Source organism: Methylobacterium carpenticola, assembly GCF_042748905.1.
Classification (GTDB): Bacteria; Pseudomonadota; Alphaproteobacteria; order Rhizobiales; family Beijerinckiaceae; genus Methylobacterium; species Methylobacterium carpenticola.
In genome coordinates this window covers 6346069-6367752 of sequence record NZ_JBHZEO010000001.1, presented here as the reverse complement: position 1 = coordinate 6367752, position 21684 = coordinate 6346069, and the positions used below count along the sequence as shown (strand labels likewise).

At 72.6% G+C, this 21684-nt stretch carries 25 protein-coding genes and 1 pseudogene; 12 read left to right on the top strand and 14 right to left on the bottom strand.

From position 1 onward, the window contains the following. Nucleotides 1-7: 7 nt before the first annotated feature. Complete coding sequence (gene rpoZ / locus ACE101_RS29490; RefSeq protein ID WP_379137528.1) at nucleotides 8-421, bottom strand: DNA-directed RNA polymerase subunit omega; 414 nt, start codon at nucleotides 419-421, stop codon at nucleotides 8-10. 231 nt (nucleotides 422-652) lie between these two features. On the opposite strand from rpoZ, the gene ACE101_RS29485 reads away from it, so the two are divergent. From ACE101_RS29485 to hemW, 5 genes are all read left to right on the top strand, one after another. Further along, nucleotides 653-793 (top strand): hypothetical protein, encoded by a 141-nt coding sequence (locus tag ACE101_RS29485; protein WP_379137526.1) that lies wholly within the window; start codon nucleotides 653-655, stop codon nucleotides 791-793. A 91-nt stretch (nucleotides 794-884) separates the two neighbouring features. Further along, the gene (yciA, locus tag ACE101_RS29480; protein ID WP_379137524.1) at nucleotides 885-1304 is read left to right on the top strand and encodes an acyl-CoA thioester hydrolase YciA; all 420 of its coding nucleotides are present in this window, start codon (nucleotides 885-887) and stop codon (nucleotides 1302-1304) included. 103 nt (nucleotides 1305-1407) lie between these two features. Continuing rightward, on the top strand, nucleotides 1408-1668 hold the full coding sequence (locus ACE101_RS29475; RefSeq protein ID WP_379137522.1) for a hypothetical protein: 261 nt from the start codon (nucleotides 1408-1410) through the stop codon (nucleotides 1666-1668). Beyond that, nucleotides 1665-1976: a YkgJ family cysteine cluster protein gene (locus ACE101_RS29470; protein WP_379137520.1), complete on the top strand. Its 312-nt coding sequence runs from the start codon at nucleotides 1665-1667 to the stop codon at nucleotides 1974-1976. Before ACE101_RS29475 ends, ACE101_RS29470 begins: the two co-directional genes overlap by 4 nt. Nucleotides 1977-2136: 160 nt before the next feature. Further along, nucleotides 2137-3300, top strand: a complete 1164-nt coding sequence (hemW, locus tag ACE101_RS29465; protein ID WP_379137517.1) for a radical SAM family heme chaperone HemW — start codon at nucleotides 2137-2139, stop codon at nucleotides 3298-3300. 29 nt (nucleotides 3301-3329) lie between these two features. Here the strand turns inward: hemW and ACE101_RS29460 are convergent, their stop codons facing one another. Continuing rightward, on the bottom strand, nucleotides 3330-4517 hold the full coding sequence (locus tag ACE101_RS29460; RefSeq protein ID WP_379137514.1) for a penicillin-binding protein activator: 1188 nt from the start codon (nucleotides 4515-4517) through the stop codon (nucleotides 3330-3332). Nucleotides 4518-4676: 159 nt separating this feature from the next. Between ACE101_RS29460 and rsmI the strand changes: the two genes are divergently transcribed. Both rsmI and ACE101_RS29450 read left to right on the top strand, forming a co-directional pair. Next, complete coding sequence (gene rsmI, locus ACE101_RS29455) at nucleotides 4677-5630, top strand: 16S rRNA (cytidine(1402)-2'-O)-methyltransferase (protein WP_379137511.1); 954 nt, start codon at nucleotides 4677-4679, stop codon at nucleotides 5628-5630. After that, on the top strand, nucleotides 5617-6006 hold the full coding sequence (locus tag ACE101_RS29450) for a YraN family protein (protein ID WP_379137508.1): 390 nt from the start codon (nucleotides 5617-5619) through the stop codon (nucleotides 6004-6006). Before rsmI ends, ACE101_RS29450 begins: the two co-directional genes overlap by 14 nt. A 274-nt stretch (nucleotides 6007-6280) precedes the next feature. Here the strand turns inward: ACE101_RS29450 and ACE101_RS29445 are convergent, their stop codons facing one another. Further along, nucleotides 6281-6700: a response regulator gene (locus ACE101_RS29445; protein ID WP_379139029.1), complete on the bottom strand. Its 420-nt coding sequence runs from the start codon at nucleotides 6698-6700 to the stop codon at nucleotides 6281-6283. 194 nt (nucleotides 6701-6894) lie between these two features. Between ACE101_RS29445 and ACE101_RS29440 the strand changes: the two genes are divergently transcribed. The 3 genes from ACE101_RS29440 to ACE101_RS29430 are packed head-to-tail and all read left to right on the top strand — an operon-like array spanning nucleotide 6895 to nucleotide 9708. After that, the gene (locus tag ACE101_RS29440) at nucleotides 6895-7827 is read left to right on the top strand and encodes a glycine betaine ABC transporter substrate-binding protein (RefSeq protein WP_379137505.1); all 933 of its coding nucleotides are present in this window, start codon (nucleotides 6895-6897) and stop codon (nucleotides 7825-7827) included. Nucleotides 7828-7837: 10 nt separating this feature from the next. Continuing rightward, nucleotides 7838-8971 carry an ABC transporter permease gene (locus tag ACE101_RS29435; RefSeq protein ID WP_379137502.1) on the top strand — a complete coding sequence of 378 codons (1134 nt, stop codon included), beginning with the start codon at nucleotides 7838-7840 and terminating at the stop codon, nucleotides 8969-8971. Then, a complete protein-coding gene (locus ACE101_RS29430; protein WP_379137500.1) occupies nucleotides 8968-9708 on the top strand; it encodes an ABC transporter permease in 741 nt (246 codons plus the stop codon). Before ACE101_RS29435 ends, ACE101_RS29430 begins: the two co-directional genes overlap by 4 nt. Before the next feature lie 291 nt (nucleotides 9709-9999). Here the strand turns inward: ACE101_RS29430 and ACE101_RS29425 are convergent, their stop codons facing one another. Continuing rightward, a complete protein-coding gene (locus ACE101_RS29425; RefSeq protein WP_379137497.1) occupies nucleotides 10000-11037 on the bottom strand; it encodes a L,D-transpeptidase family protein in 1038 nt (345 codons plus the stop codon). Between the two features lie 56 nt (nucleotides 11038-11093). Further along, nucleotides 11094-11837: an extensin-like domain-containing protein gene (locus ACE101_RS29420; protein WP_379137494.1), complete on the bottom strand. Its 744-nt coding sequence runs from the start codon at nucleotides 11835-11837 to the stop codon at nucleotides 11094-11096. Nucleotides 11838-12019: 182 nt separating this feature from the next. On the opposite strand from ACE101_RS29420, the gene ACE101_RS29415 reads away from it, so the two are divergent. After that, a complete protein-coding gene (locus ACE101_RS29415; protein ID WP_379137492.1) occupies nucleotides 12020-14077 on the top strand; it encodes a M3 family metallopeptidase in 2058 nt (685 codons plus the stop codon). 73 nt (nucleotides 14078-14150) lie between these two features. Next, complete coding sequence (locus ACE101_RS29410) at nucleotides 14151-15005, top strand: hypothetical protein (protein ID WP_379137489.1); 855 nt, start codon at nucleotides 14151-14153, stop codon at nucleotides 15003-15005. 97 nt (nucleotides 15006-15102) lie between these two features. Here the strand turns inward: ACE101_RS29410 and ACE101_RS29405 are convergent, their stop codons facing one another. The 9 genes and pseudogenes from ACE101_RS29405 to ACE101_RS29365 all read right to left on the bottom strand — a co-directional run bounded on the left by ACE101_RS29405 (nucleotide 15103) and on the right by ACE101_RS29365 (nucleotide 21683). After that, the gene (locus ACE101_RS29405) at nucleotides 15103-15276 is read right to left on the bottom strand and encodes a hypothetical protein (RefSeq protein WP_379137486.1); all 174 of its coding nucleotides are present in this window, start codon (nucleotides 15274-15276) and stop codon (nucleotides 15103-15105) included. Between the two features lie 523 nt (nucleotides 15277-15799). After that, nucleotides 15800-15985: a hypothetical protein gene (locus ACE101_RS29400; RefSeq protein WP_379137485.1), complete on the bottom strand. Its 186-nt coding sequence runs from the start codon at nucleotides 15983-15985 to the stop codon at nucleotides 15800-15802. A gap of 98 nt (nucleotides 15986-16083) precedes the next feature. Beyond that, a complete protein-coding gene (locus ACE101_RS29395; protein WP_379137483.1) occupies nucleotides 16084-16983 on the bottom strand; it encodes an NAD(P)/FAD-dependent oxidoreductase in 900 nt (299 codons plus the stop codon). A 118-nt stretch (nucleotides 16984-17101) separates the two neighbouring features. Beyond that, nucleotides 17102-17440 (bottom strand): Grx4 family monothiol glutaredoxin, encoded by a 339-nt coding sequence (grxD, locus tag ACE101_RS29390; protein WP_379137480.1) that lies wholly within the window; start codon nucleotides 17438-17440, stop codon nucleotides 17102-17104. A 13-nt stretch (nucleotides 17441-17453) separates the two neighbouring features. Continuing rightward, nucleotides 17454-17729, bottom strand: coding sequence for a hypothetical protein (locus ACE101_RS29385; protein WP_379139078.1), 276 nt, complete (start codon nucleotides 17727-17729; stop codon nucleotides 17454-17456). A gap of 67 nt (nucleotides 17730-17796) precedes the next feature. Next, nucleotides 17797-17967, bottom strand: a pseudogene (locus ACE101_RS29380) (DUF29 family protein); the annotation flags it as partial. Between the two features lie 18 nt (nucleotides 17968-17985). Further along, nucleotides 17986-18222, bottom strand: a complete 237-nt coding sequence (locus ACE101_RS29375; RefSeq protein ID WP_379137477.1) for a BolA family protein — start codon at nucleotides 18220-18222, stop codon at nucleotides 17986-17988. Nucleotides 18223-18245: 23 nt separating this feature from the next. After that, nucleotides 18246-20459: a phosphoribosylformylglycinamidine synthase subunit PurL gene (gene purL, locus ACE101_RS29370; RefSeq protein WP_379137474.1), complete on the bottom strand. Its 2214-nt coding sequence runs from the start codon at nucleotides 20457-20459 to the stop codon at nucleotides 18246-18248. Between the two features lie 81 nt (nucleotides 20460-20540). Next, nucleotides 20541-21683, bottom strand: a complete 1143-nt coding sequence (locus ACE101_RS29365; protein WP_379137471.1) for a PepSY-associated TM helix domain-containing protein — start codon at nucleotides 21681-21683, stop codon at nucleotides 20541-20543. Nucleotide 21684: the final 1 nt, after the last annotated feature.

Genomic DNA, 21684 nt, shown 5'->3' with positions numbered 1-21684 from the left:
GACGGCGTCAGTCGCCCTCTTCCTCGGTCTCGGTCGGCGGGGCGAGGTTCTCCAGGCCGCGGAGCAGGTCCTCCTCGCTCATGCGGTCGAACTGGATGTCGCGGTCGTCGCCGCCGGACGCCTGCGGGGCCACCGCCGCCGCGGCGGGCGAGCTCGACAGCAGCGGAACGGCCTCGGCCTCCGGTTCGTCGACCTCGACGTATTTCTGGAGCGAGTGGATCAGCTGCTCCTTGAGATCGTCCGGGGTGATGGTCTCGTCGGCGATCTCGCGCAGGGCCACGACCGGGTTCTTGTCGCGGTCGCGGTCGACGGTCAGGGGCGCGCCGGACGACAGCAGCCGGGCCCGATGGCCGGCGAGCAGCACGAGCTCGAACCGGTTCTCGACCTTGTCGATGCAATCTTCAACGGTGACGCGAGCCATGCGCGGCTCCTTCCTTCAAGACGGTCGGCGTGTCGGGAAAGCGCCTCTCTACACGAGATGCCATTATGCAACAAGCACCGCTCCTCGCCCGGACAGGATGAGGAATCATGGTGAAGCCAAGGTGACGGCGCGTTGCGGCAAGCGCAGCGGCCTCCCGCGTCGGAGTGCGGTGGGTCACAGTCCGCTGTCCGCCATCCGATCACAATCCGGCCATGCTCGAGGTTCGCGATCATGGCCCGCCGCTCCCTGTGTCTGTTCGCCCTGCTCTGCGTCGCCGATGCGATCGTCGTTCACGGGCGGGGACCGCGCCCGATCTGCCTCTCGCACCCGGAGGTCGAGGTGAAGCGGATCGGCCGGTCGATGCCGGCCTGATGGCCGATGCGCGGTGGATATCGCCGCGTCACCTCGGCTCCGGTTCGCGCTATGGTGAGCGCGGAGACGTGAAGGGGAGGGGACGAGATCCATGGCCACGACCGCGGACACCACCACCGAGCAGCCGTCCGGCGACCTCACCGTGCGCACCATCGCGATGCCGGCGGACACCAACGCGAACGGCGACATCTTCGGCGGCTGGGTGATGTCGCAGATGGATCAGGCGGGCGGCATCGCCGGCGTGGAGCGGGCGCAGGGGCGCGTCGTCACGGTGGCGGTCGAGGGGATGAACTTCATCCGCCCCGTCCGGGTCGGGGACGTGCTCTGCGTCTACACGCAGGTCATCCAGGTCGGCCGCACCTCCATGCGCATCGCGATCGAGGCCTGGGCGCGGCGCTTCCGCACCCGGCATCGCGAGAAGGTCACGCAGGCGACCTTCACCTTCGTGGCGATCGACGACGAGGGCCGTCCGCGCCCGGTGCCGCCCGCGCCGCAGACCGCGCGGCCATGATGGGGCCGTCAAGGCAGGGCAGGCATGCCGGCGTGGCAAGGGACCTTTCAGGTCTTGGCGCATTGATGAGGTCGGCCGCGCGATGCGGTTCCCGGAGTCCCGCATGTTCGAAACCTGGGTCGAAGCTGTCCTGCTCTCCGTGGAGGCGCAGGGCGTGATCGCGCAACGCCTCGTGAAGCTCGCCGCCTGGGACGTCGCGGCGGTCGCCGAGGCGCACCAGATGGTGAGCGAGAAGGTGCTCGCCGGCATCGAGGCCTCGGGCACGCTGCTCGCGGGCGGCAGCCTGGGCGCCGTGCTGGTCCGCTACCGCGAGCACGTCGCCGCGAACGCCGCGCGCCTCGCCCTGCCGCCGCCAGTCGAGTGAGCGCGCCCTTCGCGTGTCAGGCCTGCGGGGCCTGCTGCGCCTACTCGGCCGAGTGGCCGCGTTTCTCGATCGAGGACGACGCGGCGATCGCGGCGATCCCGGCGGCCTTCGTGGACGACCCGGCTGGGCGCATGCGCTGCGAGGGCGACCGTTGCAGCGCGCTCGCCGGCGAGATCGGCCGCTCGGTGGCCTGCCGCGTCTACGCGGTGCGGCCCGAGGTCTGCCGGACCTGCGAGCCGGGCGACCCGGAATGCCTGATGGCCCGGCGGCGGTTCGGCCTGCCGGTGCCGGAGCCCGCAGCCCTCTGATACGGTTTCCGGAAGATCACTGTCGGAAACCGGATCACGAGCCCGCGCGGCGCCTGAGCGAGGCCGGTTTCCGCATCGCGAAGCGATCATCCGGAAACCGTATGAGGCCGTGACGTCCTGAGCTCTTGTGCCGGAGCCTGCGCGGCGGCACATCCGGCCCATGATCGATCATCCCACCCGAGACGTCGGTTTCGGGGTCTACCTGCACTGGCCGTTCTGCGCGGCGAAGTGCCCGTATTGCGACTTCAACAGCCACGTGCGCCACGCGCCGCCCGACGAGACGGCGTGGCGCGAGGCCTTCGCGCGCGAGATCGCGCATGTCGCCGGCCTCACGCCCGGCCGCACGGTGACCAGCATCTTCCTCGGGGGCGGCACGCCGTCCCTGATGCAGCCCGCGACGGTCGGCGCGCTCCTCGACGCGGTGGCGGGGGCCTGGGGCCTCGCGCCCGACATCGAGATCACCCTCGAAGCCAATCCGACGAGCGTCGAGGCCGAGCGGTTCCGCGGCTACCGGCTGGCGGGCGTCAACCGGGTCTCCCTCGGCGTGCAGGCGCTCGACGACGCCTCGCTCAAGCGCCTCGGCCGGCTGCACAGCGCCGCGGAGGCGATGATCGCGGTGGAGACCGCCGCGCGCCACTTCGCGCGCACCTCCTTCGACCTGATCTACGCCCGGCCCGGGCAGACGCCCGCCGCCTGGGCGGCCGAGCTGCGCGAGGCGATCGCCCGGGCGGCCGAGCATCTCTCGCTCTATCAGCTGACGATCGAGGAGGGCACGCCGTTCCACGGCCTTGCGGCGGCGGGCAAGCTCGTCACGCCGGACGAGGACACGGCCCGGGCGCTGTTCGACGTGACGCAGGAGGTCTGCGCGGGGGCGGGCCTGCCGGCCTACGAGATCTCGAACCATGCCCGGCCGGGCGCCGAATCCCGGCACAACCTGCTCTATTGGCGCTACGGTGAATATGCGGGCATCGGCCCCGGCGCCCATGGCCGACTCGTCCTGCCGGAGGGCCGCACCGGGACGGTGACGGAGCGCGCGCCGGAGGCGTGGCTCGCCCGGGTCGCCCGCGAGGGGCACGGCATCGTGGCGACGGAGCCGCTCGGTCCGGCGGAAGAGGGGGACGAGTTCCTGCTGATGGGCCTGCGCCTGACGGAAGGCATCGATCCCGCGCGCTTCGCGGCCCTGTCCGGCCGGCCGGTCGATCCGGAGCGGCTCGGCGGGCTGGTACGGGAAGGGCTGGTGCGGGTGACGCAAGCCGGCCGGATCGCCGCGACCCCGAAGGGCGCCCCGGTGCTGAACGCCCTGGTGGCCGAACTCGCCGCCTGACCGGCGTTTCCGCCGTTCCATCCCGGGCGCTACGTCCCCGATGGCCCGAGCGCCCGCGGGGCGGGGCTGACGATGGTGGTGCTGCCGTTGCGGATCTCGAACACGGCGAGCGCCCGCTCGCTCGATCCCTCGGTCCTGAACCGGAAGGTGCCGTCGATCCCCGCGAAGCCGGAGGGATTGGTGAGCGTCGTCTCGCTGAAGCGCTGCGACCCGTATTGCCGGTTGAGCGCGGCGGCGAGCGACACCGCGTCGTAGGCGAGCGAGGCCACCCGCACCGGCTCGGCTCCGTACCGCGCCCGGTAGCGCTGCGCGAAATTGGCGTAGCCGGCCGGATCGACGGTGGCGAACCAGCCGCCCTGGAGGGCCGGCAGCGCGAAGACGCGCGGGTCGTTCCAGATCGCGGTGCCGACCGGTCGGACCCGGGCCGGATTGAAGCCCGCGCGGGTCAGCGCGCCCGCCGTGCCGGACAGGCCCTCGGGCGTGTCGGGCAGGAAGAGGGCGTCGGCCTGGGCGCCCGGTCCGGTGATGAGCGGCGCGAGCCGCCCGACCGCCGCCGCCGGGTTTCCGGCCGGATAGCGTTCCAGGGCGACCACGCGCCCGCCCTTGCGGGCGACGGCCTCGCGGAACTGCGCCTCGACCACGGTGCCGTAGGTCGTCTCGGGGATCAGCGCCGCGAAGGAGCGCCGGCCCGCCGCGGCCAGCTCGTCGACGACGCGGTCGACCTCGGGCTGTGGCAGGAAGCTCAGCAGGTAGACGCCCCGCGCGGCCACGCTGGCATCCGTCGAGAAGGCGATCACCGGCTTGCCGGCGCTGCGCGCGGTCGCAGCGGCCGCCTGCACGCTGCCGGCGAACAGGGGGCCGATCACCAGCTCGGCGCCCTCGGCGACGGCCGCCGCGGCCGCCTCGCGGGCGCCGTCGGGCGTGCCGCGGTCGTCCTTCACCAGGAGCTTCAGGTCGGGATTCTGGAATTCCTGCACGGCGAGGTCGGCGGCGTTGCGCATGGCCGCGCCCGCGGTGGCGCCGGGCCCGGTGAGCGGCAGGATCAGCGCCACCTTGACGGTGCCCGACCCGATCGCCGCGGCATCGCCGGCCGCCGGAGGCGGAGCCTCCGCCACCGGCCGGGTCGCCATCACCGGACTGACCCCGCGGCCGCAGGACGCCAAGCCGAGGGCGAGCGCAAGGCTCGCGATCAGTCGCCCCGTGCGCATCGCCGCCATCGCCCCCGCTCCCCCGCCGCAGCACCGGCGATCGGCCGGCCGCATCTGGTCTCCCCGGCGCATGGTAACGATCGCACATCGCGCCGTGAAGGATGACGAGGGTCGCGGGCCGGGTGATCCCCATGGTCAGCGGGGCCGCAATCGTGCGAGATACCGGCCATGAGCGACCGCGCCGACGATTCCGCCCGCCGTTCCGACGCACCCGGCCGAGGGCCGGCGGTGTTCACCGCCTTCGGCCTCGCCGCCGAGGCCGAGCGGCTGAGCCCGGGGCTGCACGTGGTGGCGACCCCGATCGGCAACCTGAAGGACGTGACCTTCCGGGCGCTCGGCACCCTCGCGGCGGCGGATGCGGTTCTGGCGGAGGATACCCGCGTCACCCGCACGCTGCTCGCGCATTACGGCATCACCACGCCGCTCCTGTCCTATCACGAGCATTCGGGCGAGTCGGTCCGGGAGCGCATGGTGGCGCGCATGCGGGCCGGCGAGGCGCTCGCCCTCGTCTCCGATGCCGGCACGCCGCTCGTCTCCGATCCCGGTTTCAAGCTCGTGCAGGCGGCCATCGCCGCCGGGCTCGCCGTCACCCCGGTGCCCGGCCCCTCCGCCGCGATCACGGCGCTCATGGCGGCGGGCCTGCCGACGGACCGGTTCTTCTTCGAGGGCTTCCTGCCGCAGAAGGCGGGGGCGCGGCGCAACCGCCTCGCGGCGCTGGCGGGGGTGCCCGGCACCCTCGTGCTGTTCGAGGCTCCGCACCGGCTGCCCGAGATGCTGGCCGATGCGGCCGAGACCCTGGGCGGCGAGCGCCCCGCCGCGGTGGCCCGGGAACTCACCAAGCTGTTCGAGACCGTGCGGCGCGGCGACCTCGCCGCCCTCGCGGCGGAATTCGCGGCCTCCGGCCCGCCCAAGGGCGAGGTGGTGGTGGTGATCGGCGCCGCCGTCGAGGGCGCGCCCGGCCCGGAGGCGGATGCCGAACTCGACGCGCGGCTCCTCGCGGCCCTCGCCCGCCACTCGATCAAGGATGCGGCGGCGCTCGTCGCCGACGAGACCGGCCAGAAGCGCCGCGACGTCTATGCCCGCGCGCTCGCCCTCACGCGGCGCGCCGATGACGAGACCTGAGGATGCGGCGGCGCGCCGCCGCCGGGCGACCTACCTGCGCGGGCACGGGGCCGAGCGGCTGGCGCTGCTGGCGCTTCTCCTGAAGGGCTACCGGCCGCTCGCCCGGCGCTTCGCGGCGGGGGGCGGCGAGATCGATCTCGTTGTGCGGCGCGGCAACGTCGTCGCCTTCGTGGAGGTGAAGGCCCGCCCGACCCTCGATCAGGCGGCGATCGCGATCGACGCGCGCAAGCGCCGCGCCTTCTCGCGCGCCGCACGCGCCTGGATCGGCCGGCATCCCTGGAGCGCCGGCCTCACCCTGCGGGCCGATGCGGTCTTCGTGGCGCCGCGGCGCTGGCCGCGCCACCTCGTCTCGGCTTTCGAGCTTGAGATGCCCTGAGGCCAGTTGGCAAACCATCCCGCACCGTTCATGTTCCGTGCAGCGCAGCATGGCTACGGTTTTGCCCGGAACCGTCCGGAGGACATCATGCGGAGTGGGTTCGGCTGCGAGGCCTGCGGCAGCCCGGCGGTGCGGTTCCCGGCCGTGCTGCACGACGACGCGCCGATTCAGTGCGATGGCTGCGGCTGCACCCTGATGGCGTGGGGAGCCTTCAAGCGGCGCGTCGAGGCGGCGACGACGCCGGACGGCGAGCCCGGCGAGGAGGGGGCTGCGCTCAGCCCCGGCTGCCTTGGATCGCCGCGATCAGGGTGCGCTTGAGGTCCTGCTGGCTGAAGGGCTTCTGCACCACGGGCCGGTCGCGGAACGGCTCGCGGATGCCGGCTCCGCCATAGCCCGTCGAGAAGACGATCGGCAGCCCGCGGCGCACCACCGCCTCGGCAACGGGATAGATCGGCTCGCCCGCCACGTTGACGTCGAGGATCGCGACCGCGAAGCTCTCCTTCTCGGCCATTTCGAGAGCCGTGCTCAGCCGGGCGGCCGGGCCCACGATATCGCAGCCGAAATCGAGGAGCATGTCCTCCAGGAGCATCGAGATGGCCGCTTCGTCCTCGACGACGAGAACGCGGGCCCCATTCAGAATCTGGTCGCTTGTTTCCGTGCTCACGCCGGAGGCTCTTTCCTCAACGCCTCGCATCGAGGCCACGCTGTCATCCTGCGGATGGTCTGGATCACCCGCGACCGCCGGGCGGCGTATCCGCGTGCCCGCGCTTGCCGCGGAACCATGCCCCCGCGCACCGCGGCGGCCGTTGAGGCGTCGCCCGGAACGGGGCCTATGTCAAGCGTCGCCGCAGTCGATCTCCCGTCGCTTCAAGTCGCGCGGATGACCGGATGAAAACACCGCCCGCACCCTTCTTCCGGCCCATCATGCCGGCCCGCCGCGGCCTGCTTCTCGGCGCCGCCGCGGCGGCTCTCGGCGGGCGGGCGGCGGGTGCCGCGGAGACGCCCGTCACCGTGGCCTCGAAGGGTGATGCGGAAGGCACGCTGCTCGGCCAGATGATCCTCCAGACGCTGGGCCGCCTGGGCATTCCGACCGTGAACCGGCTGCAGCTCGGCCCGACGCGGATCGTCCGCACCGCGCTCCTCGCGGGCGAGATCGACGGCTACCCGGAATATACCGGCAATGCGGCGTTCTTCTCCGGGACGGAGACCGACCCGGCCTGGACCCGCGCGCCGAGCGCCGCCGCCGCGGCGCGACGCTTCGACGCCCCGCACGGGCTGACGTGGCTCACGCCCGCCCGGGCCAACAATTCCTGGCAGATCGCCGTGCGCGGCAGCCTCGCCCGGGCGGAGGGCCTCGCTAGCATGGACGACTTCGCCCGGGCCGTGGGCCGCGGGCTGATCGAACTCGCCGCCTCGGCCGAGTTCGTGGAGAGCCCGGCGGCGCTGCCCGCCTACGAGCGGGCCTACGGCTTCGTCCTGCCGCGGGAGCGCATCGTCACCTTGCCCGGCGGTGATACCTCAGTCACCCTGCGCGCCGCCGCCCAGGGCATCAGCGGGATCAATGCGGGGATGGTCTACGGCACCGATGGAGCCATCACCGCCTTGGACGTGGTGGTGATGGCCGATCCGAAGGGCGCCCAGATCATCTACGAGCCCGCGCCGCTCTTCCGCAACGCCGCCCTGGCGCGCTATCCCGCCATCGCACCGGCCCTCGACCGGGTCTTCGCCGGGCTCGATCTGGCGATCCTGCGCCGCCTCAACGCGGCGATCACCGTCGAGGGCGAGACCCCCGAGGCGGTGGCGCGGCGCCATCTCGGGTGAGGCCGGCACGATGCCCGCTGCCCAGGACCGACGATCGCTCCCGCTCCTCGCCCTCGCGGCGGCGTCCTGCGCGGCGGCGGCGCTCGCGGGGCTGCCCTTCCTGACCCTGGCGCCGAACCGGCTGGTGCCGGGCGCGCCGGCCGCCGCCGGCTGGGCCGGCATCGCCGCACCCCTTGGCTTCCTCGCCGCGGGGCTGCTCTGGCGCCGCCACGCGGCTTTGGCGCTCGCCGCCGCGCTCGCGGGCCTCGCCGTCCTGAGCGTCGGCGTGGGGCTCGGAACCGCCGCGCTCGTCGCCGGGCAGCCGGCGGCGGCGCGGGCCTCGCTGGGAGCGGGCGCCTGGATCGCCGGCTTGGCGCTCGGCGTCGTCGCCGCGCGGGCGGCGGCATTCCTGCACGCGGCCGGTGCGCTGGCGCTCGTCGCATCCGGGCTCGCCCTCGCGGCGGCGGTCCGGCTCGGGCTGTTCGATTCCCTCTCCCTGGTGGTGGAGTACCGGGCCCGGGCAGGGACGGTGAATACCGCCATCCTCGACCATCTCGCGCTCGCCGGGGGCGCGCTGGCGCTCGCCGCCGTGGCGAGCGTCCCGCTCGCCCTGCTCCACCTGCGCCGGGGGTTCGCCGCGCGCCTGATCGATGCGGCGCTCAACGGGATCCAGGTCGTGCCGGCGCTGGCGCTCTTCGCCGCCCTGGTCTCGCTGCTCTCGGGCCTGCTCGCGCTCCTGCCCGGTCTGCGGGTCATCGGCCTCGGGGCGATCGGCCCGACCCCGGCCGTCATCGGCACCGCCGCCTATCTCGCCCTGCCGCTGGTCCGCAGCCTCGCGGCCGGCCTCTCCGCCGCGGATCCGACCGTCGTCGAGACCGCGCGCGCCCTGGGCCTCACCCCCGCGCAGGTGCTGCTGCGGGTGCGCCTTCCGCTCGGCGCGCCGATCCTCCTCGGCGGCGTCCGGGTCGGGGCGGTGCAGAGCATCGGGCTGGTGACGCTCGGCGGCCTCGTCGGCGCGGGCGGGCTCGGCGCGGTGGTCTTCGACGGGATGGCGCAGTTCGCGCCGGACCTGATCGTGCTCGGCGCCGCGCCGGTGATCGCCCTCTCGCTGGCGGCCGATCGCGGCCTCGCGGCCCTCGGCTCCCGCGCGGGAGGTGCCGCATGAGCCCGCGCTGGTCACCCGCCCTCGGCAGCGCGGCGGCCGGACTTCTTCTCGCCGGGGCGGCGCATCCGATCGTTGCCGGGCGCATCGCCGGATGGGTCGGTCTGTCGGCGGGCGCGCCGGTGCCGGTCGACCGGCTGCTCTGGCTCGCCGAGCACCACCTGCTCCTCGCGCTCGCGGGCTTCGCGCTCGCGGGCGGCCTCGGCCTGGGGCTCGGCGTTCTCGCCGCCCGGGCGGGCGGGGGACGGCTGCGGGGGCCGATCGACGCGCTCGCCGCCGCCGCCCAGGCCGCGCCGCCGGTCGCGGTGATCGGGCTCGCGCTGCCGGTGCTCGGCTTCGGGGCGCCGCCGACGCTGCTGGCGCTCGCCGCCTACGGGCTGATGCCGGTGCTGCGCGCCACCAGCGACGCCCTGGAGACCGTGCCGGAAGAAGTGCGCGCCGCCGCGACCGCCATGGGCCTGACGCCCGCGCAGGTGTTCTGGCGCGTGGACCTCCCCCTCGCGGCAGGCCCGATCCTCGCCGCCCTGCGGGTGGTGATGGTGCTGGCGGTGGCGACCGCCGCGGTCGGCGCCCTCGCCGGCGCGCCGACTCTCGGTACGCCGATCGTGGTCGGGTTGCAGAACCAGAACGGCCTGCCGCTGCTGCAGGGGGGCGCGGCCGCGGCCGCGCTCGCCTTCCTGTCCGACGCCGTCGTTCTCGCGCTCATGGCGGCCCTGCGGCGGCCGGAGGATCCTCCGTGAGCGTTGGCCGTCCATCCCACCCGCGCCCTGAGGATGAGGACACGGGTGATACGGTTTCCGGACGATCACTTTCGGAAACCGTATCACGAGCCCGCGCGGCGCCTGAGCGAGGCCGGTTTCCGCATCGCGAAGCGATCATCCGGAAACCGTATGAGGGACTATGTGACGCCTGGGAGCGCCACGAGCAGTCAGCCAGGCTCGCCACGGACCTGACGGTGCGACCAGCGTCCTGCCTGGGATCCCCCGGGTCGCGTTCCGCTCACGCGTCCTGCGCCCGGGCGGCGGTTCGGCTCAACCGCCGATCTCGACGGTCGCGCCCCGGGCCACGTGACGGGCGAGGTCGCGGGCGTCCCAGTTGGTCAGGCGGATGCAGCCATGCGAGGCCGCCTTGCCGACCTTCTCCGGATCCGGCGTGCCGTGGATGCCGTAGGATTCCGCCGAGAGGTCGATCCAGACGACGCCGACCGGATTGTTGGGGCCGGGCCGGATGGTGAACTTGTGCTTCGCCCCCACCCCCTTGAAGCCGTATTTCGGGTCGTAGGTGTAGTCCGGGTCGAAGGCGATGCCCTTCACGGTGAAGGTGCCCTCCGGCGCGGGCTTCTCCTCGCTGCCGACGGAGGCCGGATAGACCGCCACGAGGGTGCCGTCGCCCGCATAGGCCCGCAGCTGGAGCGCTTCCTTGTCGACGACGATCCGCTGGACCTTCGGCTCCTCGGGGAGGCTCTTGGCATCCGGCTTGCCCACGCTCATCGGAGGCAGGGCCGCCACGGTGATCACCGTGCCGGGCTTGTCGAGGGCCTTGCCGGGATTCAGGGCCTCGAGCAGCGCGCGGCTCATGTGGAAGCGCTCGGCGAGCATCTCGGCCGGGCCCGTGTAGGACAGGGCCTTGAGGTCGGCCTGCTCCTCCATCTTGTCGGGGATCGTCTCCGCGAAGGGGCCGGCCGCGTCCTTCTCGGTGATCGTGTAATCCGTGAGCACCGGATCCTGGCTCGTGCCCGCCAGCGCGTCCCAGAGCGCGCCGTCGAGCCGGCCCGTCGCCGTCTTGCCCTTGCCCTCGTCCCGGGCCTCGGCGAAGGCCTTGAGCGCGCCGTCGAAATTGCTGCCGTCGCGCCCGTCGATGACGCCCGGCGAGAAGCGGGCCCGGTCGAGGAGCACCTGCGCCTTGATCAGCAGGGGATCGGGCCGCTTGCTTCCGTCCTTGGTGGCCGGCTTGCGGCCGGGCTCGAAGCGCGCCGCGTTGACGGTGTCGCGGTCGAGGGCCGTCTCGGCCGCAGCCGCGGCTCCGGCCAGCATGACCAGCGCCGCCATTCCGCACAAAACCCGTCGCATCGTTCGCCTCCGCCATCGCGCCCGCCTCAAGCCGCCGGGACGGCTTTCGTTCCACGTTATTGGCAGAGGCGGTGCCCGGCCGGCCGCTCGCGCTCGTCGAGGTGGAGGTGGTTGCCATGGGCCGCGTCCGATCCGGGGCCCAGTACCGTGCGGAAGAAGGTGCAGGCCTTCGCCCGCACGGCCGCCTGGAAGGCGAATTCGGGCGTGCCGGCGGCGCCCGCGCCGATCGTCACCGGCTCGCGGCCCTCGAAGGTGAAGCCCATCACATCGACGCCGTTCGCGAAGGCATGCTCGCTCAGCTTGGCGTCCGGGTCGTGGTTCTGGCCGCGGCACTCGTAGGACGTGGCGATGCGCACGATGCGGGGCGCACGGCCGAGACCGCGCTCGGCGAGCACCCGCACCTCCGTGCTCCACCGCGCCAGGGCCTCGGCGGCCGGGCAGGTGAGGGTGGCGGCGGGCGTCACCTGGAGCCCGTCCGGCAATTCGGTGATCCGCAGCGGTTTCTGCGCGCCGCAGAGCCCGTCCGAGAGGGGCGGCAGCGGCTCGGCCTTCACCCCGAGCCGCTCCAGCCGGCGCAGGCAGGCGGTGTCGTCGGGGATCACGGGGGCGGCCGGACCCGCGGGCAGGTCGGCGGGCCGCTCGGGCGGCAGGGGAGCGGGCTCGGCCGGAGGCGGGGCCGGAGCGGGCTCCGTCACCGGAGGCGCGGTGTCGGGCCGCGGCGGCGGCAGCGGCACGGGCGGTGCCTGCGCGAGGGCCGGCCCGGCGAGGAGGAGGACGGCGAGGAAGAGACGATGTGCCACGATCTGCCCCGCTGCCTGGAGGCTCCCCCGGGCCCCGCCGGATGCGTCCGGGAAGCCGACCTCAACGGTTCGCGAGCGTGACCGTTCCGCGCCGCGGCCAGACGCGGCCTCGCGGCGGGTTGCGCCGGATCCTGCGCCCTCTATCGTCGCGCGACGGCATCACCCGCACAGGATCGACGCGCATGGCTGGCACGACGGCGACACTCCCGGACAACCCGCTCGCGGAGCCGGTCTGGACGACGCCCCACGGCCTGCCGCCCTTCGAGCGGATCCTGCCCGCGCATTACGAGCCGGCCTTCGCGGCGGCGCTCGCCGCGCACGGGGCCGAGATCGCCGCCATCGCGGACGATCCGGAGCCGCCGACCTTCGCCAACACCATCGCGGCGCTGGAGCGCTCGGGCCAGGCGCTCAAGCGCGTCAGCGGCGTGTTCTTCAACATCGCGGGCAGCCACACCAATCCCGAACTCCAGGCCGTCGAGCGCATCATGGCGCCGCGCCTCGCCCGGCACCGCAGCGCGCTGTTCCTCAACGGCGCGCTCTGGGCCCGCGTGACCGCGATCGGTGCGGGTGGCCTGACGGAGGAGGAGGCCCGCGTCCTCGACCGCTACCGCACCCTGTTCCGCCGGGCGGGGGCGGATCTCGATCCGGCCGCCAAGGAGCGCATGGCCGCCATCGCGGCGCGGCTCGCCGAACTCGGCACCCGCTTCTCGCAGAACCTGCTCGCCGACGAGAGCAGCTTCGTGCTGCCCCTCGAGACCGAGGAGGATCTCGCCGGCCTGCCGCCCTTCCTGCGGGCGGCCGCGGCGCGGGCGGCCGCGGAGCGGGGACTCGACGGCCACATCGTCACGCTCGCGCGCTCGCTGATCGAGCCCTTCCTGGTCTTCTCGACGCGCCGCGACCTGCGCGAGCGCGCCTACACGGCCTGGACCCGCCGGGGCGAGAACGGGGGCGAGACCGACAACCGGGCGATCATCGCCGAGACCCTGCAATTGCGGGCCGAGCGGGCGCGGCTCCTCGGCTACGAGACCTTCGCGGATTTCAAGCTCGCCGACACGATGGCGGGCTCGCCGGACGCCGCCATGCAACTCCTGCGCGACGTCTGGACGCCGGCCCGCGCGCGGGCGGCGGACGAGCGCGACCGGTTGCAGGCCCTGATCCGCCAGGAGGGCGGGAATTTCGACCTCGCCGCCTGGGACTGGCGCCACTACGCCGAGAAGCTGCGCCGGGCCGAGCACGACCTCGACGAGGGCGAGATCAAGCCGTACCTGCCCCTCGACGGGGTGATCGCGGCGAGCTTCGACACCGCCTCGCGTCTGTTCGGCCTCGCCTTCGAGGAACTCGCGGACGTCCCGCGCTACCACCCGGACGTGCGGGCCTGGGCGGTGAAGGACCGCGACGGAACGGTCATCGGCCTGTTCCTCGGCGATTACTTCGCGCGGCCGAGCAAGCGCTCCGGCGCCTGGATGAGCGCCTTCCGCTCGCAGGAGCGGCTCACGGGCGAGGTCACGCCGATCATCGTCAACGTGATGAACTTCGCCAAGGGCGGCGAGGGCGAGCCGGCGCTCCTCTCCTTCGACGATGCCCGCACCCTGTTCCACGAATTCGGCCACGCCCTGCACGGGCTGTTGTCGGACGTGACCTATCCGCTGCTCGCGGGCACCGCGGTGGCGGGGGATTTCGTCGAGCTGCCCTCGCAGCTCTACGAGCATTGGCTGGAGCAGCCGGCGGTGCTGCGGGCCCATGCCCGGCATTACCGCACCGGCGAGCCGATGCCGGAGGCGCTGCTCCAGCGGCTGCTCGCGGCCCGCACCTTCAACCAGGGTTTCGCCACGGTGGAATACACCGCCTCGGCGATCGTCGATCTCGACCTGCACCTCTCGCCCCTGGCCGAAGAGGGGATCGCCATCGACGGGTTCGAGGCGGAGGCCCTGCGCCGGATCGACATGCCGGCGGAGATCAGCATGCGCCACCGCTCGCCCCACTTCGCCCACATCTTCGCGGGCGAAGGCTACGCGGCCGGCTATTATTCCTACCTCTGGTCCGAGGTGCTGGATGCGGACGCCTTCGATGCGTTCCGGGAGACGGGCGACATCTTCGACCCCGAGACGGCGCGCCGCCTGCGCGCCTACGTCTACGGGGCGGGGAACCTGCGCGACGCCCGCAGCGCCTACACGGCCTTCCGGGGCCGGTTGCCGAGCATCGAGCCGCTCCTGCGCAAGCGCGGGCTGCTCGCGGCTTAAGCGGCCGCTAACCATTCGGTAAACAAACATCCTTAACCAAAAGCTTCCTGATGAGTTGGGAGGCTTTTGCGTCATGAGCGACGGCAAGGAACAGGCCGGGTCCGCGCCCGGCACGGCGGCCTCCGCGGAGGCGAGCCTCAGGGAGGCGGTGACGAGCGCCAAGGCCGCGCGCCCGAAGGCACCGGGTTTCCGCCTCAAGCTGCGCCTGCCGATCGCGGTGGCGCTGCTCGGCGGCCTCTGCATCGGTTCGCTGTTCGGCGGCGCCTCCGTCGCCCTGCTCACGCGGGGCGCCCAGGTCCATCGCGCCGCGATCGGCCAGACGGAATGGCGCAAGCTCGCCACGCGCCTCGACGCGCAGGCCGCCGAATCCGCCCGCCTCGCCGCGGATCTCAAGCTGCTCAAGGATCGCTCGGGCGAGGCGCACGAGGCCGCCGAGAGGGCGCGGACCGAGAGCGGCGCCCGGTTCGGCCAGCTCGCGGAGCGCATCGATCGCGTGGCCAAGCTCGGCGGCGACGCGGGCACCAAGCTCGCGGCCCTGACCGAGAAGCTCGATCATCTCGACCGCGAGCAATCCGCGCGTCTGGCGGCCCTCGGCGAGACGATCGGACGCCAGCACGCCGCGGCGGCGCCCGCCGCTCCTGCGGCCCCCACCGCGGCGGTCGCGAAGACGGCTTCGGCGGAGCCGGCCCTGACCGGCAGCCTGCCCGACAAGCCGGCGGCGAAGCCCGCGCCGGCCGTGGTGGACAGCTGGGTGCTGCGCGACGTCTACGACGGCGTGGCGATGATCGAGAATCGCAACCGCCGCTTGGTCGAGGTCGGGCCGGGCGACACCGTTCCGGGGATCGGGCGGGTCGAGACGATCGAGCGCCGGGGCAAGACCTGGGTCGTGGTGACGAAAAGCGGCCTGATCACCTCGCAGATGTGGTGAGGTTCGAAGCAAACCTGCTTCAAGGCCGCTCTGCTCGGCTGTCCGTCCCGCAGCATCGCCGCCGCCGAACCGGCGACCCCGATCGGCACGTGGCGCTTCAGGCGGCCTCGTCGGATTTCGGCGCGGGCTTGATGTCGCTCAGCCCCTCGCGCACCCGGCGGCGGCCACGGGTCTTCGCCTGCGTGCGCAGGGTCTTGGTCGGATGAAGGATCTCGGCGAGGCGGGCGAGAGCGTCGGCGTCGTCGAGATGGCGGGCGTCGAAATCGGGCATGATGGTCCCCCGGGCGGAACGCCCGTGGCTGATGGGGATACGCACACGCATACAGGATACAGGAGGAACCGGCGGCGAGCTGAACAGTTCCAGGCTGGGCGGTGGCGGACAACAAAAAGTTTTGCCGCGCTGCGCCAAGTCCGGAAGCGGCTGCCCGCTTGGTTTCGCAAGTTCTAAGACTATCCCCCAAGTATCGGAGTGCGGCAACGCACGCGAGGTCGGCAGCGCGCTGCGAAAAAGGGGGAGTCACGAAAACGCGAGGCTGCGCCGTCCGGGTGCGGTGTCGGCGCGATCCGTTCGCCGTCGCCGGCCGCGGATCCCCGGACCGGAGGGCTGACGAGGTGTCCGAAGCGGGCCCGGTCGTCGCGCGCGGGCCGCAATGTCGCCTCGGGGGAGCTTGGCCGTCGCTTCGGCAGGCTCTCGCGGAGTGGAGAGCCGCTGCCGCTCTCGCAGGGCGTAGCCCTGAATTTGGCGTTGGACGGGCTTCGAATCGATGGCGGCGGCGGGACTGCCGCCGCTCCGGTCAGTGGCGCTGGATGCGGGCGGACTGGGCCATGCGAATCAGCTCGCGGGCGGTGAGGCCGCGATGCTCCTGCTCCCGCTCGACCGGCCGCGCCGCCAGGGGAGCGGGCGGCACGGCGTCCTTGCGCGTCGCGTCCTCCGGTTCCCGGGACGTCCGACCCCGCCACGCCCGCGCCAATGCCCTCATGCTCGAATCCCCGGTGCAAATCAGTCCGTTAAGGCTAACAAAGCTTTGCGGTTTCCGACATTCTTGAAGGTGGGATTCGGCGCCCTAGGATTGCCGGCCTATCGCGTATCCTCTTGAAGAAGCTCGGTATTGATCGCGAAGGCGGCCATCGCGCCCTCGGCTGCGGCCACGATGGCGAACTGGACGCGGCGCGAGGCATCGCCCGCCACGTAGAGGCCCGGCACGTTCGACTGCTCGTATTCGCGGGTCGGGACGGTGCCCTTCGGCGTCAGCGTGCAGCCGAGCCGCTCGATGAGGGAGGAGGGGGCGCAGGCGGCCGGGGCGAAGAACAGCGCCCGGCAGGGCAGGGCCTCCCCATCCGCGAAGCGCAGCCGCGCGGGGCGCCCCTCCGCGCCTTCGAGGCGCGCCACGGGCCGCTCGTCGAGACGGATGCGCTGGCGCGCGAGCCGGTCGCGGTCGCCGTCCGACAAGGCCTCCGCGCGCCCGTCCGTGCAGAGGGTGAGGTCACGGCTCCAGGCGGTGAGTTCGAGGGCGAGCCCCTTGCCGCCCTCGCCCTTCCCGTAGACGACGAGGGGGCCGTCCCGGTTCTCGAAGCCGTCGCAATAGGGGCAGTGATGCACGCCGCGCCCCCAGTATTCCGAGAAGCCCTCGACGTCGGGCAGAGCCGTGGCGAGACCGGTGGCGAGGATGAGGCGACGCGCCCGCTCGGTGCGGCCATCGGCGAGGACGACGGCGAATCCATCCTCCTCGCGGCGGGCATCGGTCACCTCGCCGTCGCGACACTCCACGGTCGGGTACTGCTCCAGCTCGGTCCGGGCGAGCGCGCGCAGCTCGCCGGGCGGGCGGCCGTCATGGCCGAGATAGCCGTACATCCGCTCCGTCACGGCGTTGCGCGGCCGGCCCGCGTCGACGAGCAGGACCGAGCGGCGGCAGCGGCCGAGCACCAGGGCCGCGCTGAGGCCCGCGGGGCCGCCGCCCACGATGATCACGTCATGCATTCGCGAGAATCCGCCGCTCCCTGTCTCCCCGACAAGGCGCGGGTGGGGCGGAGGGTTCACGCGGCGCACGAAAAAGGGCGCTCGCGCGCCCTCTCGCGGTTCGTCCGGATGCCGTCGCTTACGCCGCGGCGGTCTTCACCGCGATGCCCTTCTCGGAGAGCATCTGCTGCAGCTCGCCCGACTGGAACATCTCGCGGGTGATGTCGCAGCCGCCGACGAACTCGCCCTTCACGTAGACCTGCGGGATGGTCGGCCAGTTCGAATAGGCCTTGATGCCCTCACGGATCTCCATGTCCTCCAGCACATTGATGCCCTTGTAGGGCACGCCGAGGTAGTTGAGGATCTGGGCGACCTGGCCCGAGAAGCCGCACATCGGGAATTGCGGCGTGCCCTTCATGAACACGACCACGTCCTGCGACTTGATCTCGGTCTCGATGCGGGTGTTGATGTCGGTCATGTTTGCTTCCTTTTCATGATGAGCGACGACGACCGCCGGATGGCGCCAGGAGCGGGCTCAAGCGTGACAGCGCCGCATCCATGTCGAAATCCGGCGCGACCAGCTCGTCGGGCGTGACGGGCATCCCGTCGGGCAGCCCCTCGATGAGCCTGTCGCCGTAGATGCTGAGGGACTCGTCGGCATTCCGCTTCGCCGCGCGCCACAGATCGTTCCAATCGATCCGCTGCCGCATGGAGGCAGTGTATAATCGGCGCGCGGCGGTTTGGAAGGTGACCACCTCGGCCCGCACGACCGTGTCGACTGCGCGATCGGTGCCGAGATGTACCGAGGACGTGGACCAGCACGAGGGACAGGGCGCTCTCCGTCGCCCGGATGCGCGACGCTCCCACCGCCTCGATCTCCTCGGCGACGGCGTCCCAGTCCAGCGCGTTCGACAGTTCCGGCCGCACGGCCAGGGTCCGCAACGCCGAGGCCTGCTGCTCGGCCCACGTGACGATGTCTTCCTCGTAGAGCGTGGGCTGGTCCATGGCGAACTCCCCGGGATCTTAATCCTGGGGGACGCCCGTCGTCAGCGCAAGCGCGTGCAGCACGCCGCCCATGCGACCCTGCAATGCACCGTAGACCATCTGGTGCTGCTGCACCCGCGACTTCCCCTTGAAGGCCGAGGACACGACGGTGGCGGCGTAGTGGTCGCCGTCGCCGGCGAGATCGCGGATCTCGACCTGCGCGTCCGGCAGGGCCTCCCGGATCATCGTCTCGATCTCGCGGGCGTCCATGGGCATGGTGGGGAACCTCCGTCGATGGGTCAGGCGGCGGGAGCGGCCATGTAGTCGGGCAGCCACGCCTCGTGGACCGCACGCAATTCCTCCAGGGATATGATCTCGTCCCCCGGCAGGGTCAACGAATCCGCCCCGGTGACGCCGATCACGGCCGCGTCGATCCCCTGCGCGGAGGCGCTGTAGAGCAGGTCCGGCAGGGTCTCGGGATCCACCGCCAGCAGGTAGCGGCCCTGGTCCTCGCCGAACAGGTAGGCGTGGCAGGGGATCGGCAGCGGGCAGTCGGGCAGGGCGGCGCCGATCCGGCCGGCCATGACCATCTCGGCGAGCGCCACCGCGAGGCCGCCATCCGAGAGGTCGTGGGCGGTGTCCACGAGGCCCGCGGCGATCAGCCCGCGCACGAACTCGCCGTTCTTGCGCTCCGCCGCGAGATCGACCGGGGGCGGGGCGCCCTCCTCGCGGCCGGCGATCTCGGCGAGGTAGACGGACTGGCCGAGCCAGCCCTCCGTGCGGCCGATCAGCACCAGGGCGTCACCCTCGCGCTTGATCGCGATGGTGGCGATCTTCGCCACGTCGTCGACCACGCCGACGCCGCCGATGGTCGGGGTCGGCAGGATGCCGATGCCGTTGGTCTCGTTGTAGAGCGAGACGTTGCCCGACACGACCGGGAAGTCGAGGGCCCGGCAAGCCTCGCCGATGCCCTGGATGCAGCCGACGAACTGGCCCATCACCTCCGGCTTCTCCGGATTGCCGAAGTTGAGGTTGTCGGTGACGGCGAGCGGCCGGCCGCCCACCGCGCAGATGTTGCGGTAGGCTTCCGCCACCGCCTGCCTGCCGCCCTCGACCGGATCGGCCTCGCAGTAGCGCGGCGTCACGTCGGTGGTGAGCGCGAGGCCCTTCGGCCCGTCCTCGACCCGCACCACCGCGGCGTCGCCTCCCGGCTTCTGCACGGTGTTGCCGAGGATGAAGTGGTCGTACTGCTCGTAGACCCAGCGCTTCGAGGCGAGGTCCGGCGAGCCGACGAGTTTCCGCAGGGCCTCGACATTGGCCATCGGCGCCGGCACCTCCTCGGCCTTGAGGACCGGGTGGTGCATGTTGGAGCGGTGGGGCCGGTCGTAGAGCGGGGCCTCGTCGCCGAGTTCCTTGATGGGCAGGTCCGCCACCGTCTCGCCGCCGTGCTTGATCACGAAGCGCAGCGTGTCGGTGGTGTGGCCGATGATCGCGAAGTCGAGGCCCCACTTCACGAAGATGGCCTTGGCCTCCTCCTCCATGCCGGGCTTGAGCACCATGAGCATGCGCTCCTGGCTCTCGGAGAGCATCATCTCGTAGGCGGTCATGCCGGGCTCGCGGGTCGGCACCGCGTCGAGGTCGAGTTCGACGCCGAGATTGCCCTTGGCGCCCATCTCCACCGCCGAGCAGGTCAGGCCCGCCGCACCCATGTCCTGGATGGCGATGACGGCGCCCGACGCCATCAGCTCCAGGCAGGCTTCGAGCAGCAGCTTCTCCGCGAAGGGATCGCCGACCTGCACGGTCGGGCGCTTCTCCTCGGAGGATTCGTCGAAGGCGGCCGAGGCCATGGTGGCGCCGTGGATGCCGTCGCGGCCGGTCTTGGAGCCGAGATAGACGATCGGGTTCCCGACGCCGGTCGCCGCCGCGTAGAAGATCGCGTCGGCCTTGGCGAGGCCGACCGCCATGGCGTTGACGAGGATGTTGCCGTCGTAGCGCGTGTGGAAGCCCACCGCGCCGCCGACCGTGGGCACGCCGAAGGAATTGCCGTAGCCGCCGATGCCCGCGACGACGCCCGCCACGAGGTGGCGGGTGCGCGGATGATCCGGCGCGCCGAAGCGGAGCGCGTTCAGCGCCGCGATCGGCCGGGCGCCCATGGTGAACACGTCGCGCAGGATGCCGCCGACGCCGGTCGCCGCGCCCTGGTAGGGCTCGATGAAGCTCGGGTGGTTGTGGCTCTCCATCTTGAACACGCAGGCGAGGCCGTCGCCGATGTCGATGACGCCCGCGTTCTCGCCCGGCCCCTGGATCACCCAGGGCGCCTTGGTGGGCAGCGTGCGCAGATGGATGCGCGAGGACTTGTAGGAGCAGTGCTCGTTCCACATCGCCGAGACGATACCGAGTTCGGTGATGGTCGGCTCGCGGCCGATCAGCCCCTTGAAGCGGGCATACTCCTCCTCGGTCAGGCCGTGCTGGCGCACCAGTTCGGGCGTGATGGCAATGTCGTTGCGGATCATGCGGCACCCTCTCCGGCGTCCTGCGGCCTCGCGATGCGCTTAATGCCATGCGGGACCGGATGGCAACTCGGCGCTGCGATCCTATCCCCGCTGCGGCATCGCTTCCCCCCGCGCGAGCGCGGCCCGACGGCGGCTCCGGCGCCGCCCGAGATAGAGCAGCAGCCCCGTCACCCCGAAGAGCGGCATCGCGAGGGCCGCGAGGAAGAACAGGATCGTGCCCGGCCAGCCGAAGAAGCGGCCCTCGTGCACGGCGAGCATGCTGCCGGCGAGCCGCTCGCCGAGCGGGCGCGCGACGTAACGATCGCTCGACAGGATCGTGCCGTCCGGCCGGATGCGCCAGTCGTCGCGGGCCTGCCGGTGGGGGGCATCCGCCATGACCGCGCGGATGCGGATCGGCTCCGCGCCGCGGGGCGGGGCCAGGGTGGCCAGGGCGTAGCGTCCGCCGGACGCCGCCTCGAAGGCCGCGAAGGCTGGGTCGAGGGCGGCGGGGCCGTCCGGGCGGCGGGGCTCGGCGGCCTCGGCCTGCGGCACCCGCCCGGTGAGGAGCAGTGTCGCGCCGTCGCGATACCAGCCGAAGGACCACCACAGGCCGGTCAGCGCGATCACGAGGTAGATCACGAGCACCCAGGTGCCGAGGACGGAGTGGAGGGACCAGTAGAGCGGGCGGCCGCGGCGGTTCAGGGCCGGCTTCAGCCAGATCCGCCAGTCGCCGAGCCGCCTCGGCCAGCGCAGGTAGAGCCCCGAGAGCGCGAGATAGATCAGCCCGAACAGGCTCGTACCGGTGAGCGTGCGGCCCCAGCCATTGCCCTCGCCCGGGACGAGGAGCCAGCGGTGCAGGCGCAGGATGACGCCGAAGACGGCCTCGCCCCGCCCCGACCCCAGGATGCGCCCGTCATAGGGGTCGGCATAGACCGTCTCGCCCCGTCCCCGCCCGCCCTCGGGCGCGAAGCGGATGCGCGCCGCCCGGCCCGGCTCCCCCGACAGGGCGAGCTGCGCCACGCGCCGGGCCGGCGCCTGCGCCTGGAGCCGGCTCAGCAGGGCATCCGGCGTGAGGCGGGATTCCGGCCGCGGCGCCACCGTGACGATGCCGGGGCTCAGGCCCGCGACGATCTCTTCCTCGAAGGTGAGGAGCGCGCCGGTCACCCCGCACACCATCAGCACGAAGCCGGCGGTGAGGCCGAGGAACCAGTGGAGCTGGAACAGGAGCGGGCGCAGGCGGATCATC

Coding starts and splice junctions, on each gene's coding strand:
- rpoZ (WP_379137528.1), bottom strand. CDS start 421: ATGGCTCGCGTCACCGTTGAAGATTGCATCGACAAGGTCGAGAACCGG.
- ACE101_RS29485 (WP_379137526.1), top strand. CDS start 653: ATGGCCCGCCGCTCCCTGTGTCTGTTCGCCCTGCTCTGCGTCGCCGAT.
- yciA (WP_379137524.1), top strand. CDS start 885: ATGGCCACGACCGCGGACACCACCACCGAGCAGCCGTCCGGCGACCTC.
- ACE101_RS29475 (WP_379137522.1), top strand. CDS start 1,408: ATGTTCGAAACCTGGGTCGAAGCTGTCCTGCTCTCCGTGGAGGCGCAG.
- hemW (WP_379137517.1), top strand. CDS start 2,137: ATGATCGATCATCCCACCCGAGACGTCGGTTTCGGGGTCTACCTGCAC.
- ACE101_RS29460 (WP_379137514.1), bottom strand. CDS start 4,517: ATGGCGGCGATGCGCACGGGGCGACTGATCGCGAGCCTTGCGCTCGCC.
- rsmI (WP_379137511.1), top strand. CDS start 4,677: ATGAGCGACCGCGCCGACGATTCCGCCCGCCGTTCCGACGCACCCGGC.
- ACE101_RS29450 (WP_379137508.1), top strand. CDS start 5,617: ATGACGAGACCTGAGGATGCGGCGGCGCGCCGCCGCCGGGCGACCTAC.
- ACE101_RS29445 (WP_379139029.1), bottom strand. CDS start 6,700: ATGCGAGGCGTTGAGGAAAGAGCCTCCGGCGTGAGCACGGAAACAAGC.
- ACE101_RS29440 (WP_379137505.1), top strand. CDS start 6,895: ATGAAAACACCGCCCGCACCCTTCTTCCGGCCCATCATGCCGGCCCGC.
- ACE101_RS29435 (WP_379137502.1), top strand. CDS start 7,838: ATGCCCGCTGCCCAGGACCGACGATCGCTCCCGCTCCTCGCCCTCGCG.
- ACE101_RS29430 (WP_379137500.1), top strand. CDS start 8,968: ATGAGCCCGCGCTGGTCACCCGCCCTCGGCAGCGCGGCGGCCGGACTT.
- ACE101_RS29425 (WP_379137497.1), bottom strand. CDS start 11,037: ATGCGACGGGTTTTGTGCGGAATGGCGGCGCTGGTCATGCTGGCCGGA.
- ACE101_RS29415 (WP_379137492.1), top strand. CDS start 12,020: ATGGCTGGCACGACGGCGACACTCCCGGACAACCCGCTCGCGGAGCCG.
- ACE101_RS29410 (WP_379137489.1), top strand. CDS start 14,151: ATGAGCGACGGCAAGGAACAGGCCGGGTCCGCGCCCGGCACGGCGGCC.
- ACE101_RS29405 (WP_379137486.1), bottom strand. CDS start 15,276: ATGCCCGATTTCGACGCCCGCCATCTCGACGACGCCGACGCTCTCGCC.
- ACE101_RS29400 (WP_379137485.1), bottom strand. CDS start 15,985: ATGAGGGCATTGGCGCGGGCGTGGCGGGGTCGGACGTCCCGGGAACCG.
- ACE101_RS29395 (WP_379137483.1), bottom strand. CDS start 16,983: ATGCATGACGTGATCATCGTGGGCGGCGGCCCCGCGGGCCTCAGCGCG.
- grxD (WP_379137480.1), bottom strand. CDS start 17,440: ATGACCGACATCAACACCCGCATCGAGACCGAGATCAAGTCGCAGGAC.
- ACE101_RS29375 (WP_379137477.1), bottom strand. CDS start 18,222: ATGCCCATGGACGCCCGCGAGATCGAGACGATGATCCGGGAGGCCCTG.
- purL (WP_379137474.1), bottom strand. CDS start 20,459: ATGATCCGCAACGACATTGCCATCACGCCCGAACTGGTGCGCCAGCAC.
- ACE101_RS29365 (WP_379137471.1), bottom strand. CDS start 21,683: ATGATCCGCCTGCGCCCGCTCCTGTTCCAGCTCCACTGGTTCCTCGGC.